The sequence below is a fragment of the Oxynema mangrovii CENA135 genome (assembly GCF_016632315.1).
GTDB lineage: Bacteria > Cyanobacteriota > Cyanobacteriia > Cyanobacteriales > Laspinemataceae > Oxynema > Oxynema aestuarii.
On record NZ_JAEOXH010000001.1, the window covers coordinates 2,981,204 to 2,998,102 of the forward strand.

Consider the following 16,899-nt stretch of genomic DNA (forward strand, 5'->3'; position numbering starts at 1 on the left):
TAGATTGAGACAGGTTCTGGCATTTACAGCGCCTTTAAGAGTCAGTTTACCCACACCCTGTAGAGGTGATTCGCGAATCACCTCTACACAGATATTGTGTCTCATTCTTATTTGAAACCACCATAAAATCTAAAATCTAAAATCTAAAATCTCAAATTCCTACTTCCGTTCTTTTTCAATCTCCGATCGCCTCAAGCGCAACTGAATTTCTTCGAGTAACTTGCGATTCACCGCCATTAAATCCGCCACTAAGCCCAACATCCATAACTGAAAGCCCATCAACATTAAAATTGCCGCCAGAATTAAACTCGGAATTCGCGTGCGTTCCGTTCCCATCAAAAAATAAACAATCCAGCGAACGCCAAGAATAAATCCCAACCCAAACGGAAAACTCCCCAAAATGAGGAAAAACCGTAAAGGTTTGTACGTCATAAAAATCCGAAAAATTGTAAAAATTGATCGCCGAATATAGGCGGGAATACTTTTGACTAAACGCGACGGTCGTAAAAAACCATTCGTGCGGATGGGAACCGAAGTAATCGCCATTCCCTTTTGTCCCGCTTGAATAATCGTTTCCAGAGTATAAGTATATTCATTAAAAACATTAATACGCATCGCCGCTTCCCGACTGAAGGCGCGAAAACCACTCGGAGCGTCGGGAATCTTCGTATTGCTCGCCAAACGAACGACCCAACTCCCGAGGCGTTGGAGGGCTTTTTTAGTGGGCGAAAAATGCTCGATATCGGCGATCGGTCGTTCGCCAATCGTGATTTCTGCGTCTCCCAATAAAATGGGTTCGATCAGTTTGGGAATATCTTCCGCACAGTATTGATTGTCCGCATCGGTGTTCACAATAATATCCGCGCCCGCTTTTAAAGAGGCTTCCAAACCTGCCATAAAAGCTTTCGCTAACCCTTGGTTACTTCCGAGGCGGACGACGCGATCGACCCCACAAGCTTTGGCAACTTCTACGGTGCGATCGCGACTCCCATCGTCTACGATCAACCATTCAATTTCATCGATTCCGGGCAACTGGCGAGGCAATTCGCTCAAGGTGACGCCGAGGGTTCGTTCCTCGTTATAGCAAGGAATTTGGATAATCAGTTTAGTCATCCGCGCGCTTACTGATGGATTGAGAAAATTAAGGGCAAAGTTTCAATTGTACGGGAAATTGCGACTGGGGAACGGGCGATCGCCTAGACGGGCCTGCCCAATCGAGAAAGTGGCGATCGCCGTTCTCCGATCTAGTCTTTGTTGACAATAACCTTTCTAAAAAAACAATGAGTTCCTTGGAATTTTAGGAAAAAGTATTAACTAAATAGAGCTATTTTATCCAATGGTTTACCATTTTTTATCTAAAGCGCTACATTGACGACTAGGGGGAGTTATTGCTAGGATTCAATTGAGGAAGATTTTCCTAAAAATCGTCATACCCTACACGTCAATCGAGTTATTGCCATGCCCATCTACAGTTATTTGTGTCCGAGTAATAACCAAAAGTTGGACGTCATGCACGGGATGAACGAGAGAGCGCAAACCTGGGGCGAACTCTGCCGTTTTGCCAAATGCGATCCGGGGGATACGCCGGAAGATACTCCCGTCAAGCGTTTGATTACCGCACCACATACGATCGTCCCGACGGGGAATAGCGATCTGAAGAGTCACGGGTTTAGCAAGTTAGTCAAACGCGACGATGGCGTTTATGAAAACGTCACGGCGACGGATAATGAAAGTCGCATTGTCCGACCGGGCGATCGCTCCACTTACCCGGATATGAAAAAGAAATTTGGCGATTAATTTTGCCATTAATTCTGTCTTTTATTTCGCCATCGATCGCGCGATCGGGATGTTTATGGGTTGACCCGCTCTCAAAACCCGATCGCCCCTCGAAAAAGCGATCGATCGCGATCGGACTAGCGGTGAGGGGGGTTGAGTTTGAGCATTTCCCAAGTCGTATAAGTACCGATCGGACTCCACAGTAAATAAGGAACTAATAACAACGCCGCCGACTGGGAAACCGACCAGACACTGACGGCGAGTAAAGCACTCAGTACGGTTCCCGTAGCGCCGACGATCGTTCCGACGAGCAAACTTCGCAGTTTGGTCAACAGAATCGTGTAGGAAATAGTCACGATTTCTAAAGCTAAATAAAACCCCATCAATACCCAAGTTTTAACAGTTCCCGGGTCGCTTTCCCAAGTCACCACCGCCGACCACGCGCCACAGATAAAAATGACCGTCCAAATGAGGGGAATGGCGGCTTCAAAGGTCAGCCATTGGGGACGATGCAGGCGATTAAACCAGCGTAAATCTTCTGAAGAATTGAGGGAACTTCCGCCGATCGCCACCAGTAAAGTGACGACAGCAACAACCATCCAAGATTTTAACATCAGTTTTTCGGCGCGATCGCGCTTTCAAGGCAAATTGAGCGATTAATGGTGTTCGATTTCGAGATATTTTGCTGGTTTGTTTATAACATTTTTAGGCGATCGCCCGCTCTACCTCCAGTTAGATTATTTGTATTTTTAGCGATCCTATTTAGGTTACCCTAACGTATATAACCAACCATCGCGACCGCAGAGATAAACGCGATCGTTCCAAACAATTGGGGTAGCTTCAAAAGAAACACCGGGTTTAAATGCCGCAATTTGTTCGACTTTCAAACGATAAAATTCGCCTCGGGAATTGACCGCCGCTTGGCGATCGCCCGGATTGCTTTTTTCCCAAGTAAACTCAAATAAATAAACCCCATTATATCCGGCGGCGATCGCCCGATTTCCCTCGGTAAAAATTGGCGTAGAAATCGACGCGCCGATTTTTTGCTTGTACAAAATTAACGGCGTATCGTATTCACCTTTCCCGGAAAAGCTTTTAACTTTTTCCCCGGTTACGGTATGTTGCGATCCGAGATAAAAATAGCCGTCGAGTGCATTCGTTGCGAAAAGCGGCGGAAACTCTTCCCCGGAACGATAGCGATCGTTTAACGCCACCGAACCGATTACCCCGCCTTTCCAACTTTTTAAATTGGCATTTCCTGTAGGTAAAAACCATTCGATCGCCGCTTGCGGGTCTTGAGTCGGATCGAGTTTTAAGATGCCTCCCGAACCGGAAATATATTGTTTTTCTACCGAACAAAAAAGTTTTCCGTCGTCAGAAATCGCCACGGTTCCATCGAGATCGGATCCGGTAAAGAAATCCCAAACAATTTGGCGATCGGTCAAACTAATGCCATAAATATGACCGGAACCGGAGGCGATATAAAGGCGATCGCCGAGTCTGGCGGGAGAAGATTCCGTCACGAGATTCCCCCCTTGACGGCTCCGATCTCCTTCTTCGTAAAGTTGAACTTCGCTCACAATTTCCGGCTGCAAAAAGCCCGATTTTTCTGAAATCGCTTTGGTCGAACTGTTGAGAAAATAACCGATACTATTTTCCCCCGCATTAAATAATAAACCGTTGCCCAAATCTAAAGGGCTGCTATCATTATCCCGGCTATAACTGGCCGTTTTTTTAATATTTAATTTCCAAATTTCTCGACCCGTTCTAAAGGAAATGGCGCGCAAACTCGGAATCGGTTTTGAGGTAGAAACAGAATTTTTATTCCCCAAGCGACTCCCTTGTAAAATCACGATGCGATTGTCCTCTGTGGCGGTCGGATCGATATAAATTGTCGCCGTTCCTTTGAGAACGTCATCAAATTGGTATTTCCAGACGAGTTCGTTGGTGTCGAGATCGATTTTGCGTAAATGGTGGTCGTAAGATCCGATGGTTAAATAGAGTTTTTCACGATCGCGGGTTAAGGTAGGTTGTCCCGTCCACCCCGCACCACTCCAGGTTTTCCAGGTCGAGCCTACTTTTGTTTTCCCCGTTCCTAATGGAAATTTATCCAAAACTTTGAGGTGTTTGGGAATCCCTCGTCCGTAAAAATTGCGGCGATCGTTTCCGAGAAAAGTAGGGATGAGTAAATCGATTTCTAAACCGGGTTCGGGAACTAATTCGTTAACTTTGGAAGTTACGGCTTTCGAGAACAGCGTTTGAGGGGCGATCGTATCGGAATGGCTGCGCTGACAGGCGGCGATCGTCGGTGGAATGGCGCTGGCGAGCAAAAATTGCAACGCCAGTTTATTAAAATTTCGTCGCGCTAAAGTCATCAGTCGAGTTGATGGAAGTAGATACACGCATTTCTGAACTGCCAGAGGTTAAAACTGACAAGACATCGCGCGATCGCCCTCCGGTTTTCTCCAATTTGAAGATCGGGGAAGCGCGATCGCGCGATGTCTCAAATTATATCCGGCAATTACAAGATCGTGACGAGAAGAAGGGCGATTTTTATTTAATGGGATGGAGATCGGGAGTTACGATCGCCTTTGATGTCTGAGTACGGTTTAATTTTAGCGCGATCGCGCGTCACGAATTTGGAAAAATCCCGCGTATCGAGCAATCTCGAATCTGCCGACTTCGACGCCCCCCGACGCCCGACTAACAGACAAATTTGGCACATCTTTAACGATCCTCCTAATTTTTACGACACAGATAGTAATTATTCATGATGTCGTGGTCGAGCTGCTTGAGTTCGGCACCTATAAATCCGGCGTCGCGCAACATTTTAAAGGCCAATTCTTCGCCCCACATCGTCCCTAAACCCATGCCGCCCATTGCCAGAGAAACGGACATGCAATGTAGACAAGAAACCGTATACAAGAAAGGCGCGACGGGCAAATCAATATTGTTGGCAACATTAGAAGAAGCGCGAATGTCTTGCATCAAATATGTGCCGTCTTTACGCAATGCTCGGTGAATGGCTTGTAAAACTAAATCGGGATGGGCTTGGTCGTGAATGGCATCGAAGGTAAAAATGAGGTCGTAGCGATCGCATTCGTTGAATTTGGCTGCATCTTCAACTCGAAATTCGATGTTAGTCAGCCCCCGAGCCGTACTTTCCGATCGCGCATCGGCGATCGCTTCTTTGGAAAAGTCAATTCCGGTAAAATTGCTGTTAGGAAATAAGCTCGCCATTTCCATCAATGCCCGACCGCGACCGCAACCGAGATCTAAGACGTCGATCCCGCGATTTAAGCGATCGATACCGTCGGGAATGAGCGGTAAAATCCCATCTTTTAAGGCACTGACGACAGTTTGCGCGCTATCTTCTGCCATCACTTGATGGAAGCGATCGTAAGCGGAGTAAGGAAGGCCACCTCCTTTTTCAAAACAGTCGAGAATTTCATCTTCTACACTGGCAAGTAAGGGGATTAATTGCAAGCTGACTGCAATATTATTCGGCGTCGCCTCCCGCGTTAAAAAAGCTGCATGTTCTGGCGGTAAAAAATATGTTTGAGTTAGGGCATTATGCTCGATAAATCCTCCGGTGACCATAGCTCCCAACCACTCGCGCACGTATCGCTCGTTGAGTCCGGCAGCATCGGCAATTTCCTGACTGGTCGCCGCTTGCATTTGCCCCATCGCGTCAAACAAACCCGTCCGATGACCGATAGAGGTCATCAATGCCAAAGCGCCACTGTTGAGAATACCGAGCAAGTTCTGTGCAAATGCCTCGGCTTTGCTTTCGTTAAAGGCTTCAACGACCTGCACCATTGCGATTTCTCCCTAAAAACCAACTAGTTGGTATACTAGCCCGGGAGATCGGTAACGTCAATAGCATTAAATCGATGTAATTATTGCTATATAATAGTTTTAGGCTTTTTTGTAAATAAATTTTTTCGCTTAATATTTCTAAATACAAGTCGATCTGTTACACTAGATTGAGTATTACAGACTGAATAGTTTGTTAGAGGCGATCGCCTCGTCCATCCCAATTATGGAGATCTGAATGCCTAGAACCGGTGAAGAAACGCGCCAACGAATTCTCGATGCTGCCGAATCGCTCATTTTAGGTCACAGCCTTGCTGGAACCTCAATCGATATGGTTTTGGAGAAAGCAGGTATTACTAAAGGAGCCTTTTTTTATCATTTTAAAAGCAAATCCGACTTAGCCAAAACCTTGATGGAACGTTACGCCCGTCAAGAATTAGTGATTTTAAATGAGTCATTAGAACGCTCGGAGCGTCTCAGCCGCGATCCGTTACAACAATTATTGATTTTTATTGGGTTACTTCAAGAAATGAGCGATCGCTTTTTAGAGTCGGGGGCGGGTTGTTTGATTGCCTCTTATTTTTATCAAGCTGAAAAAATCGATCCGGAAATTAGGGAGATTGCCGCAGAGACGATTCGCGAATGGCATCAAAAATTAACTCGTAAGTTTGAAGAGGCGATCGCCCTCTATCCGCCGCATTTTCCGGTAGAACCGGAGTATTTAGCCGATGGCTTAGTCGGAACAGTGGAAGGAGCATTTATTTTAGTTCGGGTCTTGCAAGAACCGCAACAACTCGAAGCCCAAATTGCTAACTATCGCAATTATATCGAATTATTATTTACTCCGAAATAAAGTAGGGGCAAAAATTTTTTACCCCTAGGGTCATTGAATTATGGGGTAAAGAATCGATAAATACGGCAAGATCTTTCACTGAATTGAGAATAGGTATAGAGCGATATAAAAAAACTCCAGCTAACCACTGGAGTTTACCTTCTAGAAAGGAAGAGGTAAAAATTCTATAGGGTTGTCAGATATCCGGTTTAGAAATAACGAACAATTAAGGGAAGTAAAACTTCCAAAACTTCGCCCGTGACAGTATCTTGAACCTTGGCTCTTCTAAACGCAGTTCGTCCCATGTATGAAAAAACACTCGGCGAACTCATATCCCCGATGAGTTCGACCAGTTCATAGCGACCGTCATCGCTACTTTGAGGACGAATAATATCCCCGACGCTTCCCAAGCCACCTGCTTTATTTAAAATGACAGGCATGGAACGAATAATCGGGTATTTTTGACCTTGTAAGAGCAACCAAGTTGCCGTCAAAGCGGGTTTGGGGATTTGCGCGTTGGCAGCGTGAGGAAAGATGAACCCTGAAGACAATGCAAAACCTGCACTGAGTGCGAAAACTTTCGCCGTGAGAGAAAGATTCATAGATTTGATGTCTCCAGAATAGGATATTTTTTCGTCGATTCTGATTAAAAATCGCCGAATTTCTCTGACATTGACTCTCGTGAGCGGGTAGATGTTCCCAGGGAAGAAAAAATGCCTCGGGATCGACTGAGGTAACTGACTTCTGACTGCCGATTTTGTGCTTTTTTCTGTTGTTTGTTGCCTTTCCAATGTCTAAAATGAGATCGGGAATGAAATTGGGATACCTGGGTTACGGACTTCTACCTCTGCTTAAAACTTAAGTGATTTTTTTCATCACTAAAATCCGCTCGAATTTTGTTGTTTTTGTTTGGCGGCGCGATCGCCGATTGTCGGGAATCAGATCGTCATAAATTGTTTCTATACGGAAGCGATCGTTGGTGACTTTTAGGGCTTCTTCGGCTAACAGTTCTGCCGTTCGCCGCGTTTTTCCATTTTGACGCACGTCTCCTAACACTAAAATGCAATAACTGCCGGGTTTGAGAACGCGATACATTTCTGACAAGCAGACCGACATTTGTGGTAAATATATTTTAATTTTCGCCGTTAAAGAGCGATCTAATTGTGGCCAGTCCTCACAACCGAGAAACCACAAACGCAGGCGGTTATCGCGGGCGTAGTCCAGGGCGCCAAAGTACGGCGGGCTGGAAATAATGGTATCGACGGACTCGTTATCGATCGCCAAACTCATCGCATTCTCCTGCCAAATCTGATAATGGCGATCGCCCCAATTGTCTGGGAGTAAAGAACGGCGATAAGCCCGCTTAATTTTAGCGAGCAACCGCGATCGCAAATCCCGATAAACGTACATTTCCGGGAAGCGATCGCGCGGATATTTCGATTTTCGTAAATACGGGACGAGGTGGCTCGCTGGATAAGACAGAAAACCGGGGCGAACGTGATGTAAAATTCCCAACAAACAGCCTCTGATAAAATACTCTTCTCGTTCTTTTAACCAGCGAAAAGCAACGATAATTTCTCGTAAAGTATCTGGGTGGAAAAACTCTTTTACCCATGGAGGAATTGGGGTTAAATCGATGTTAGGAGCTTCTCGTTCGACGGTTTCGAGTAAAATTTCGGCGCGGGCGATCGCCTCGCTTTTGGTTGATGGCGCCTCCAACTTTGCCCGGGAAATTGCGTAAGCGTAGGGGCTGAGATCGTTGGCCCATACCTGGCGTCCGGCGATCGCCGCTTCTAAGGGAACCACTCCCGAACCGCAAAAAGGATCGAGTACCGTATCTCCTGTTTGAGAATACAGTTGTAACAAAACTTGCACCATTCCAGTTTTTAGCTTTCCCACATAAGGAGAAAGTTGCTGCAAGGTACTCTCTTTGTTATTAAAAGAACCATGCCACAAATTCGCATCGAGTTTCATTTTAAAAGCTTTTTAAAGTATAAATTGAGATCGCCCTAAATTTATATATTTTCGTTCATACATCCGCAAAAGAAAGGACAGATCTAACCACGACCTGCCCTTTATTGAATTTTTAATTGTCTTTTCAGTTCGATGCAGTCAACTAAAAAATACCGAGGACAATTACAAAGGTAAACAGACACAAAACAATAATCGAGAAAATCAGCAAGTCGGCTACACTTTCATCGGTATAAATTGGAAACTTCTTACCAGAGTCATCCATGAGAGACTCTCCTTAACGCTCTTGACGCTTGATTTAGGGATTTTCCTTAATTATAGTCACAGTAATTGGAAATTTTTGACAGGTAACATAATAGTTTATGAATGTTTATCAAACTTTAAAAGGTTTTCTTTATTTGCCGAAACAATAAGCAAACTTGCCTGTATCCCAATTCCCCTGGCGCCCCTGCGATCGTAGCGATCGCCTCAACGATTGTCGGTTGAAGTCTCTATTCCTAACTTTTTTTCTAAACGGCGACTAGCCCAAGACATCCCATAGCAAAATAGCCAATAAATTAAGGCAACAAAAATATAAACTTCCGCGTAGCGTCCGATAAATTCGGGTTGGGCGACAATCGATCGCGCCATCCCCGTTAACTCGACCAAACCGACAATCGACAGTAACGACGTATCCTTAAATAAGCCGATAAACTGACCGACAATCGCAGGAATCACCGCCCGTAACGCTTGCGGTAAGATGATTAAGACGACAATTAACGGGGAAGACAAGCCCAATGCTTTCGCCGCTTCCACTTGACCGCGAGGGACCGATTGCAAGCCTCCACGCACATTTTCCGCCATATATGCCGCACTAAATATAGTCAATCCGGCGATCGCCCGGACGACGCGATCGAGGTCTACATTCGCAGGCAAAAACAAGGGTAACATCACTTGTGCCATAAATAAAATCCCAATCAAGGGAAAACCCCGAATAATTTCGATGTAGACAACCGATCCCCAACGCACGATCGGCAAGCTACTTTGTCGCCCGAGGGCTAGCAAGACCCCCATCGGAAACGACAGGACAATACTGACCGTCGCCGTCAGCAACGTTAACAGCAAACCATTCCATAAGTCCGTCCGAACTGGTTGCAGTCCCCAACCGCCGCCAATCAGCCATAAAATCACCGGAAATAACAAAATCCAGGCGAACGGTATCCATTTCGATCGCCGAGGGCGCCATTTCGCGATCCACAGAGATAGTCCCCCGGTGGCGCCGACCAATCCGAGGATGACGCCCATGCGCCAATAAAGGGTTTGGGGATAACGACCGACGAAAAATAAAGAAAAATTGCTGCGGACAACTTGCCAATCGGCGAGGGCGATCGCCCAGTGTATAAATCCACGCCCGACTTGATAGAGAAACCAGCAACAAATCAGGGTGATAATACTATTGTACCAGCTATTAAATAAGTTTTGCCGCATCCAAGTCCACGGCGAGACTTTGGTGGTTTCAGGTTTTAACGATTCGGACATTTTGGGATTTTAGATTCTAGATTCTATAGCCATCCTAAATGATTGGTCACCCAAAGAGGGAGCAAGATGCTACCACTCCCAAGGTTTTTAGATGTAAAATTCAGATGTAAAAATTGTCAATTTTGTAACTAGAGAAACAATGAGGAAAGCAGAATACCCTCACTCCAAAAATCTTATTCTATCGGGCTGTTTGCAAGATCCCTGAGTCGGACAGTTGAAATATCTAACACCTTACTATCTTTCCTTAATTTGCACCTTTCGATTGTACCAATTGAGGAGTAAAGAAATTGATAAACTAATACTTAAATAAGTCAGCATTAATAAAATCATAATTTCCACCGATCGCCCCGTATTATTAAACGTGGTTGAAGCGACAAAATACAAATCTGGATAGCCGATCGCGATCGCCAAACTGGAGTTTTTCGTTAAATTCAGATACTGACTCGTTAACGGCGGAACGATCGCGCGTAAGGCTTGGGGAAAAACGACTAAACCCATCACCAAACTTGGCTTTAATCCGAGCGATCGCGCGGCTTCCCATTGTCCTTTTGGAACGGATAAAATCCCGCCGCGTACAATTTCCGCGATAAATGCCCCGGTGTACAAACTCAACCCTAATAATAATGCCGATAACTCTGGAGAAAGTTGGAGTCCGCCGAGAATTTGTCCGTTCTCTTGTAATTGAGGAAAACTCCAGGGTAAGGGTAAAGCTAAAAATTGCTGGCTGACGTAAATTCCTAACGGTAACTTAACTGCATTTTCCGCCGCAGGTAAACTTAAGAAAACGGCAAAATACCAAAAGAAAAGTTGTAATAATAACGGCGTGTTGCGAAGAACTTCGACATAAATAAGAGAGATTTTTCGCAATAACCAATTATCCCAAAGTCGTGCAATTCCCGCCGCTACGCCGACCACAGTAGCGATCGCGATTCCGGAGATCGTGACCCGCAACGAATTAATTAAGCCAACTAAAAGGGCGCGAGTATAGGAATCCGATCGCCGATATGCAATCGGGGTTTCGCCAATATCGAAAGAGGCTTGCAATTTGAGAAAATCAAAGCCCAGTTCGATATTTTGCTGGTATAAATTAAACTGCAAATTTCGCCAAAGCCAGTGAGCGAAAATTGCGATAAAACAAGCGACGATCGCCTGTAAGGTAAAATACCAAAAACGGCGATCGCGCAGTGGTTTTTGCAAGTTTTGCATCATCCTAATTACGAACTGAAACGATCGCGATCGTGGGGTTCGTCTAAATTAAAGATCGGCCCGATAGGAACGATGCGAGTGGGGTTTACTTTGGGATGACTTTGATAGTAATGGCGCTTGATATGCTCGAAATTGCAGGTTTCTTTTACGCCCGGATATTGATATAACTCTTTGAGATAATTCCAGAGATTGGGATAATCTTGAATCCGGCGTAAATTACATTTGAAATGAAAGTAATAAACCGGGTCGAAGCGCAATAAAGTTGTGAACATGCACCAGTCTGCCTCCGTGAGGCGATCGCCGCATAAATAGCGTTGTTTTCCTAAGATTTCTTCCCAATTATCCAGGGCTTTAAATAAATCGGTGACCCCTTCTTCATAGGCGATTTGAGTTGTTGCAAATCCCGCGCGATAAACACCGTTATTAATCGGCTGGTAAATCGCATCGATCGCGCGATCGACTTCCGCTTTCAAGTCCGGCGGACAAAAATTAACCGAATTTTGGGCAATGGCTTCAAATTCAGTATCTAACATCCGAATAATTTCGCGGGATTCGTTATTGACGATCGCCCCAGTTTTCTTATCCCACAACACCGGAACTGTAACCCGCCCGCTATAATCCGGTTGGGCTTTAAGATACAGTTGCCACAAATAATGACAGCCGTTGACGCGATCGGGAATCATCCCCGGTTCGTCGCTAAATTCCCAACTATTTTTGTCGATAACGGCAGACACGACCGACAGAGAGATCGCATTATCCAGTCCTTTTAATTGGCGCATAATTGCCGTTCGATGCGCCCACGGACAAGCCCAAGAAATATAGAGATGATAGCGTCCGCTTTCAGCTTTAAAGCCACTGGAACCGTCGGAAGTAATCCAATGGCGAAAGGTGGTAGAAGGACGAAGAAATCGACCTTGGTTATCTTCTTGTTCCCGTTCGGAAACCCATTTACCGTCAATCAGTAAGCCTAAACCCATGGTGATTTTAGATTTTAGATTTTAGATCTTAGATCTTAGATTTCAGATCTTAGATTGAAACAATGAGGGAATCGAGACTCGGGACTGAGTGAAAGCTCAAAACCCTCCCCAGTTTTACCCTTTTCCTCAACGAAAGGGCGGGGCGTACATTAATCCCCCGTCAGTCCATAATTTATTTAAACCGCGATCGAGGCTTAAGGGGGTCTGGGGGCCGAGGTTGCGATCGTACATTTCGCCGTAATTGCCGACATGTTTAATCACTCGGGCGGCAAAATCGGGACTTAAGCCTAATTCTTGGCCTAAATTGCCTTCGGTTCCTAAGAAACGTTTGACTTCGGGATTGGGATTGTTGGCTTGTTCCTCAATATTTTTAGAGGTAATCCCGAGTTCTTCGGCGTAGATGGTGGCGTAAACCACCCAACGCAGAACCTGCGTCCACCGGGGGTCTCCGTCGCTGACGGCGGGGGCGAGGGGTTCTTTAGAAATGAGGTTTTCGAGAATTTGGTGGTCTTCGGGGTTGGGAAAGCGCGATCGCCGCGAGAGGAGTTGGGATCGATCGGAGGTGACCGCCTGACAGCGACCTTCGGCGTAGGTGGCGTAGGCGACGTTGACATCTTCAAAGACCACGGGTTGATAGGCGAGACCCTGTTCCCCCATCACGTCGGCTAAGTTCTGTTCGTTGGTGGTTCCAGTTTGGGTACAAATGGCTTTATTTTCGAGGTCTTTGAGGGATTCGATACCGCTATCTTTGCGAACCATGATCCCCTGACCGTCATAAAAGACGACCGGGCCGAATTCCATCGCGACGGCGCCCGTATCGCGGCTGAGGGTAAAGGTGGTGTTGCGACTGAGAAGGTCTACTTCGCCGCTTGTAACGGCGGTAAAGCGTTCTTTAGCGTTGAGATTGCGAAATTCGACGGCGGTGGGGTCGTCAAACACGGCGGCGGCGATCGCCCGACAAATCTCGACATCGAGTCCGGCGTATTCGCCTTGAGTGTTCACGAAGCTAAACCCGGGCAATTCGCCACTGACCCCACAAACGATCCGACCCTTGGTTTTAATGCGTTCTAAGGTAGGCGAGGTGTTGCTGGCGGATCCGGAGGATGTCGAACTCGGTGGCACACTCGGGCCACACCCCCCCACGACCAGCGCCAAACATAAACTCACCAGTGGTAATAATCCCCATTTAGCCATAACTTCGCCCGTGGCAATAACCCCCATGTCAATATTGTCCTTGTTTACACGCCAGGGTAGTAGTGATTTCGTCAAACCAACCGCGCCACGAAAGTTGTTGGTCGCTCGTGGCTCAGGTCTTATCTTACAGCGTGACGAAACGCGACCGAAGGCGATGGCGCGTTTGACGGCCAGGATCGCTGTCGGATCTGGCGCCGGGGAAATTGGCTGACGAGTCTGAGCGATCGCGCGAGGGATGAAAGGGGGAGAGCGATCGCGATTCGGAATCGGCGCAGGATTTCAGCCCATGCTTTCGGTTCCGATCCGTTCTTGGGCGATGTCACGAATTAATGACAGTTTCGTTCTCAGGTAATTGTCGATCATGTTGGTTTCGTCTTGATTCAGGGATTGCTCTTGCTTGAACTGCTTGATCAACCATTGAATCAAACTCGTGTCGTCGAGGCTCAACAGAATATTTACCTGAGAATTTTCAATCGACGACCACAGTTGACGGAGCATTAACGGGTTCATCAAAACCTCCTTTGCGGTTACCCTCTTGGATCTCCATCCGGAAGAAGGGAGGAGCAAAATAGTGATTTTGGATACCTTGCGGCCAGGAACCACCAAACCTGGAGGATTCCCCTACGGTACGCGCATCGAGATGCCTGGGTATCGGTCGGGGAAGTGGATGTTTCCCTAACAGAGGGCTCGAATTGGGGACAGATTCAGCCCTTCGTTTTCGGTTCTCGTTCGAGGGGTCTTTCGACCCGAACGGGGTAGAGTCAAGCCCTCACCCGCGATCGCCGTTTCCAAGACTCAACAGTGGGTTAATTGACCCTAATCGGGGGCTTGGAGCAGCCATCTCCAGTCTACTTTGACGCCAACCTCGGAGACTGCAAGAACCCGAGGTCTAGTACCTTTAATTTTTCCTTTATATTTACACCATAGCTTATCTGGTAATAGCAGATTCAACAACACATAAGATGCAACAATAATTACAAAAACCTTACATTGGCGTTATCATAACTTTACCTTATAAATCATCAACAAGAGCATAAACCTTTATGAAGAAAAAGCGAATAGATTACATTCCACCGGGCTTTATCTTTCTTAAAGTTAAGGCGGGGGAGTGGCGAGCTTTAGGAGTCGGCGGATAGAGCGATCGCCGATTCCAAACCCTTGTCAGACAAGGGGAGGCGCCGATCCTGCCAGAAAGAGACGCTGCGATCTATCGCCGATAAAAAGGGGTGAAAAAAAAGGCAAAATCGCCAAATAGAAGGAAGTTGCGGATCTACCGATCGCCTGAGTTCTACAATAAGCGATCGCGGGATAGACGGGCGATCGCTTTGCAGAAATTGACAAAGATCGGCGGTTTCGATCGTAAAAATTCACAAGAAGATCGGGTCGGCAGATCGAAGCTTTCTTCTCGCCGACCCGAAGTAGCAAAACAGGCAAAAATGACCAAAATGTAATCTATTCTACCGTTACAGACTTGGCCAAATTGCGCGGCTGATCCACGTCCAAACCGCGACGGGCCGCAATGTGGTAAGCCAAAAGTTGTAACGGAATCACGGATAAAATCGGCGAAATTAATTCATCCACCACCGGAACGGGTAAGAGGGTATCGAACACGTCCGTCGCGTGCTTGCCATTTAAAGACGTAACGCCGACGATGCGAGCATCGCGGGCTTTTGCTTCTTGGGCGTTAGAAATCACCTTTTCGTAGACCGTCCCGGGCATGGCGATCGCCACCACCGGAACCTTAGAATCGAGTAAGGCGATCGGGCCGTGCTTCATTTCCCCCGCCGGATAGCCTTCCGCGTGAATGTAACTAATTTCCTTGAGCTTGAGGGCGCCTTCGAGGGCGATCGGGAAATTAATCCCCCGTCCGATAAAAATAAAATCCTGAGTTTCCACAAACTCGTGGGCCAACTCTTCGATCGCCCCATCTTGAGAACTGAGCAACATCTCAATTTGAGCCGGAAGTTGCCGCAATCCCGCAATAATCTCCTCGATGCGCGCTTCCGTTAACGTTTTGCGTTGGTACCCCAGATCCAGCGCCAAAGCGTAAAACGCCATCAACTGCGCCAAAAAAGTTTTCGTCGCCGCCACCCCGATCTCGATCCCGGCATGGGTATCGATCAAATGCGGCACCAAATGGCCCAAAGACGATTCCGGACGGTTGGTAATCCCCACCAAGCGGGCGTGATAGGCGGGGTCGAGACCGTTGCGGCGCTGTTGTTCCGTCGCCAACGCCGCCAGGGTATCCGCCGTTTCTCCCGACTGAGAGATCCCGACCATCATCACGTTCGGTCGCAACGGCGACGGAGCGTAACGGAACTCCGAGGCATACTGCACGTTGGTGGGAATTCCCGCCAGTTGTTCGAGCAGGTATTTGCCCACTAATCCGGCGTGCCAACTCGTCCCGCAAGCGAGAATTTCGATCTGTTCGAGATCCGCATATAATGCCGGGGGAATGTCGAGGGTGACCGGGGGTTGTTCGTTGTCTCCCGCCTGCCAGTCCTTGTTAAAATAAGCGTCCAAACAGGTGCGAATGACGCCGGGTTGCTCGTAGATTTCTTTGAGCATGAAATGGCGGAAGCCCTGCTTTTCAACCAGTAAGGGATTGAGGTTGAGCAAGCGGGGAGATTTGCGGAGGCGATCGCCTGCAAAGTTGTAGATTTCGACGCCTAACGGGGTCAGACGGGCGATTTCTCCATTTTCAAGCGCCAACACCGCCCGGGTGTGGGAGACGATCGCCGGAGTGTCCGAGGCGCAGAAAAATTCCCCCTGACCGAAACCGATGACTAAAGGCGCTTGCTGCCGGGCTACAATCAGTTCGTCGGGGTAGTCCGCACTGATGACGGCGATCGCAAAAGCTCCCTCTAAGCGATTCACCGCTTGGCGTACCGCCTCCAATAACGGCGAAGTCGCTTGCAGCGCCGCATTGGTACGATCGCTGCCGTCCAACTGGGTCAAGATTTCCGCGATCGTGTGCGGGATCGTTTCCGTATCCGTATCCGAACGAAACTGGTGTCCCCGTTCTTGCAGTTCGGCCCGCAATTCCCGATAATTTTCGATAATCCCGTTTTGAACCACCGCCACGCGCTGGTGATTGTCCATGTGGGGGTGGGCGTTGTGTTCTTCCGGTTTGCCGTGGGTCGCCCACCGCGTGTGACCGATGCCGAGTTGAGCCGGATTGTCCAACCCTTCGAGCTTGTCTCGCAGGTGATGGAGCTTGCCTTTAGCGCGAACGCACTGGAGTTGACCGTCATGGACGGTGGCGACCCCTGCCGAATCGTAGCCTCGATATTCCAGTTTTTCCAATCCGGATAGTAAAATTTCGCTCGCGGTTTGCGTGCCGATATAACCGACGATTCCACACATGTAACCGATCGCTCCTGTTGAATGCGGTACTGTTTATATTATTTTGCGTTTTCTGGAGTCGGTTGGGAGGCGATCGCGCCGTTGGCTGGGTTCTGGAGGGAAATTCGACATCGACACCGATGCGATCGTCCCGGAAAGACGAGGGTTGAGTTGCAAAAGTTCTCTCGACTCCGACTCGACGATCGCCCCACGGGACGTTATACGGGGGGCGATCGTCCTTGAGAGTTGTCTTCCGACGGCCTG

At 47.5% G+C, this 16,899-nt stretch carries 15 protein-coding genes; 3 read left to right on the plus strand and 12 right to left on the minus strand.

Translation table 11 applies throughout. The features are described from left to right. Positions 1-159: 159 nt before the first annotated feature. Positions 160-1,113, minus strand: a complete 954-nt coding sequence (locus tag JJD41_RS11620) for a glycosyltransferase family 2 protein (protein ID WP_200666050.1) — start codon at positions 1,111-1,113, stop codon at positions 160-162. A 345-nt stretch (positions 1,114-1,458) separates the two neighbouring features. Here JJD41_RS11620 and JJD41_RS11625 point away from each other — a divergent pair, with 345 nt between their 5' ends. Beyond that, on the plus strand, positions 1,459-1,797 hold the full coding sequence (locus tag JJD41_RS11625; protein ID WP_200666051.1) for an FmdB family zinc ribbon protein: 339 nt from the start codon (positions 1,459-1,461) through the stop codon (positions 1,795-1,797). A 116-nt stretch (positions 1,798-1,913) separates the two neighbouring features. On the opposite strand, the gene JJD41_RS11630 is transcribed toward JJD41_RS11625, so the two are convergent. Both JJD41_RS11630 and JJD41_RS11635 read right to left on the minus strand, forming a co-directional pair. After that, positions 1,914-2,390, minus strand: a complete 477-nt coding sequence (locus JJD41_RS11630) for a TspO/MBR family protein (RefSeq protein WP_200666052.1) — start codon at positions 2,388-2,390, stop codon at positions 1,914-1,916. Between the two features lie 153 nt (positions 2,391-2,543). Next, a complete protein-coding gene (locus tag JJD41_RS11635; RefSeq protein WP_200666053.1) occupies positions 2,544-4,151 on the minus strand; it encodes an outer membrane protein assembly factor BamB family protein in 1,608 nt (535 codons plus the stop codon). Positions 4,152-4,162: 11 nt separating this feature from the next. On the opposite strand from JJD41_RS11635, the gene JJD41_RS11640 reads away from it, so the two are divergent. Then, on the plus strand, positions 4,163-4,378 hold the full coding sequence (locus JJD41_RS11640) for a hypothetical protein (RefSeq protein WP_200666054.1): 216 nt from the start codon (positions 4,163-4,165) through the stop codon (positions 4,376-4,378). Between the two features lie 137 nt (positions 4,379-4,515). Here JJD41_RS11640 and JJD41_RS11645 read toward each other — a convergent pair whose 3' ends face one another. Then, on the minus strand, positions 4,516-5,595 hold the full coding sequence (locus JJD41_RS11645; RefSeq protein WP_200666055.1) for a class I SAM-dependent methyltransferase: 1,080 nt from the start codon (positions 5,593-5,595) through the stop codon (positions 4,516-4,518). A gap of 235 nt (positions 5,596-5,830) precedes the next feature. On the opposite strand from JJD41_RS11645, the gene JJD41_RS11650 reads away from it, so the two are divergent. Further along, positions 5,831-6,445 (plus strand): TetR/AcrR family transcriptional regulator, encoded by a 615-nt coding sequence (locus tag JJD41_RS11650; RefSeq protein WP_200666056.1) that lies wholly within the window; start codon positions 5,831-5,833, stop codon positions 6,443-6,445. 188 nt (positions 6,446-6,633) lie between these two features. Here JJD41_RS11650 and JJD41_RS11655 read toward each other — a convergent pair whose 3' ends face one another. The 8 genes from JJD41_RS11655 to glmS form a co-directional block, all read right to left on the minus strand. Then, entirely contained in the window at positions 6,634-7,026 is a 393-nt protein-coding gene (locus JJD41_RS11655; RefSeq protein ID WP_200666057.1) for a hypothetical protein, read from the minus strand. Positions 7,027-7,282: 256 nt separating this feature from the next. Next, complete coding sequence (locus JJD41_RS11660) at positions 7,283-8,398, minus strand: DNA methyltransferase (RefSeq protein WP_200666058.1); 1,116 nt, start codon at positions 8,396-8,398, stop codon at positions 7,283-7,285. 465 nt (positions 8,399-8,863) lie between these two features. Continuing rightward, positions 8,864-9,913: an amino acid ABC transporter permease gene (locus tag JJD41_RS11665; protein ID WP_200666059.1), complete on the minus strand. Its 1,050-nt coding sequence runs from the start codon at positions 9,911-9,913 to the stop codon at positions 8,864-8,866. Between the two features lie 234 nt (positions 9,914-10,147). Continuing rightward, positions 10,148-11,119 carry an amino acid ABC transporter permease gene (locus JJD41_RS11670; protein ID WP_370583793.1) on the minus strand — a complete coding sequence of 324 codons (972 nt, stop codon included), beginning with the start codon at positions 11,117-11,119 and terminating at the stop codon, positions 10,148-10,150. Between the two features lie 8 nt (positions 11,120-11,127). Next, complete coding sequence (locus JJD41_RS11675) at positions 11,128-12,096, minus strand: glutathione S-transferase family protein (RefSeq protein ID WP_200666061.1); 969 nt, start codon at positions 12,094-12,096, stop codon at positions 11,128-11,130. Between the two features lie 126 nt (positions 12,097-12,222). After that, positions 12,223-13,290 (minus strand): amino acid ABC transporter substrate-binding protein, encoded by a 1,068-nt coding sequence (locus JJD41_RS11680; RefSeq protein ID WP_200667252.1) that lies wholly within the window; start codon positions 13,288-13,290, stop codon positions 12,223-12,225. 279 nt (positions 13,291-13,569) lie between these two features. Next, positions 13,570-13,800, minus strand: coding sequence for a hypothetical protein (locus JJD41_RS11685; protein WP_168567386.1), 231 nt, complete (start codon positions 13,798-13,800; stop codon positions 13,570-13,572). Positions 13,801-14,742: 942 nt separating this feature from the next. Continuing rightward, a complete protein-coding gene (gene glmS, locus JJD41_RS11690) occupies positions 14,743-16,656 on the minus strand; it encodes a glutamine--fructose-6-phosphate transaminase (isomerizing) (RefSeq protein WP_200666062.1) in 1,914 nt (637 codons plus the stop codon). Positions 16,657-16,899 lie beyond the last annotated feature (243 nt).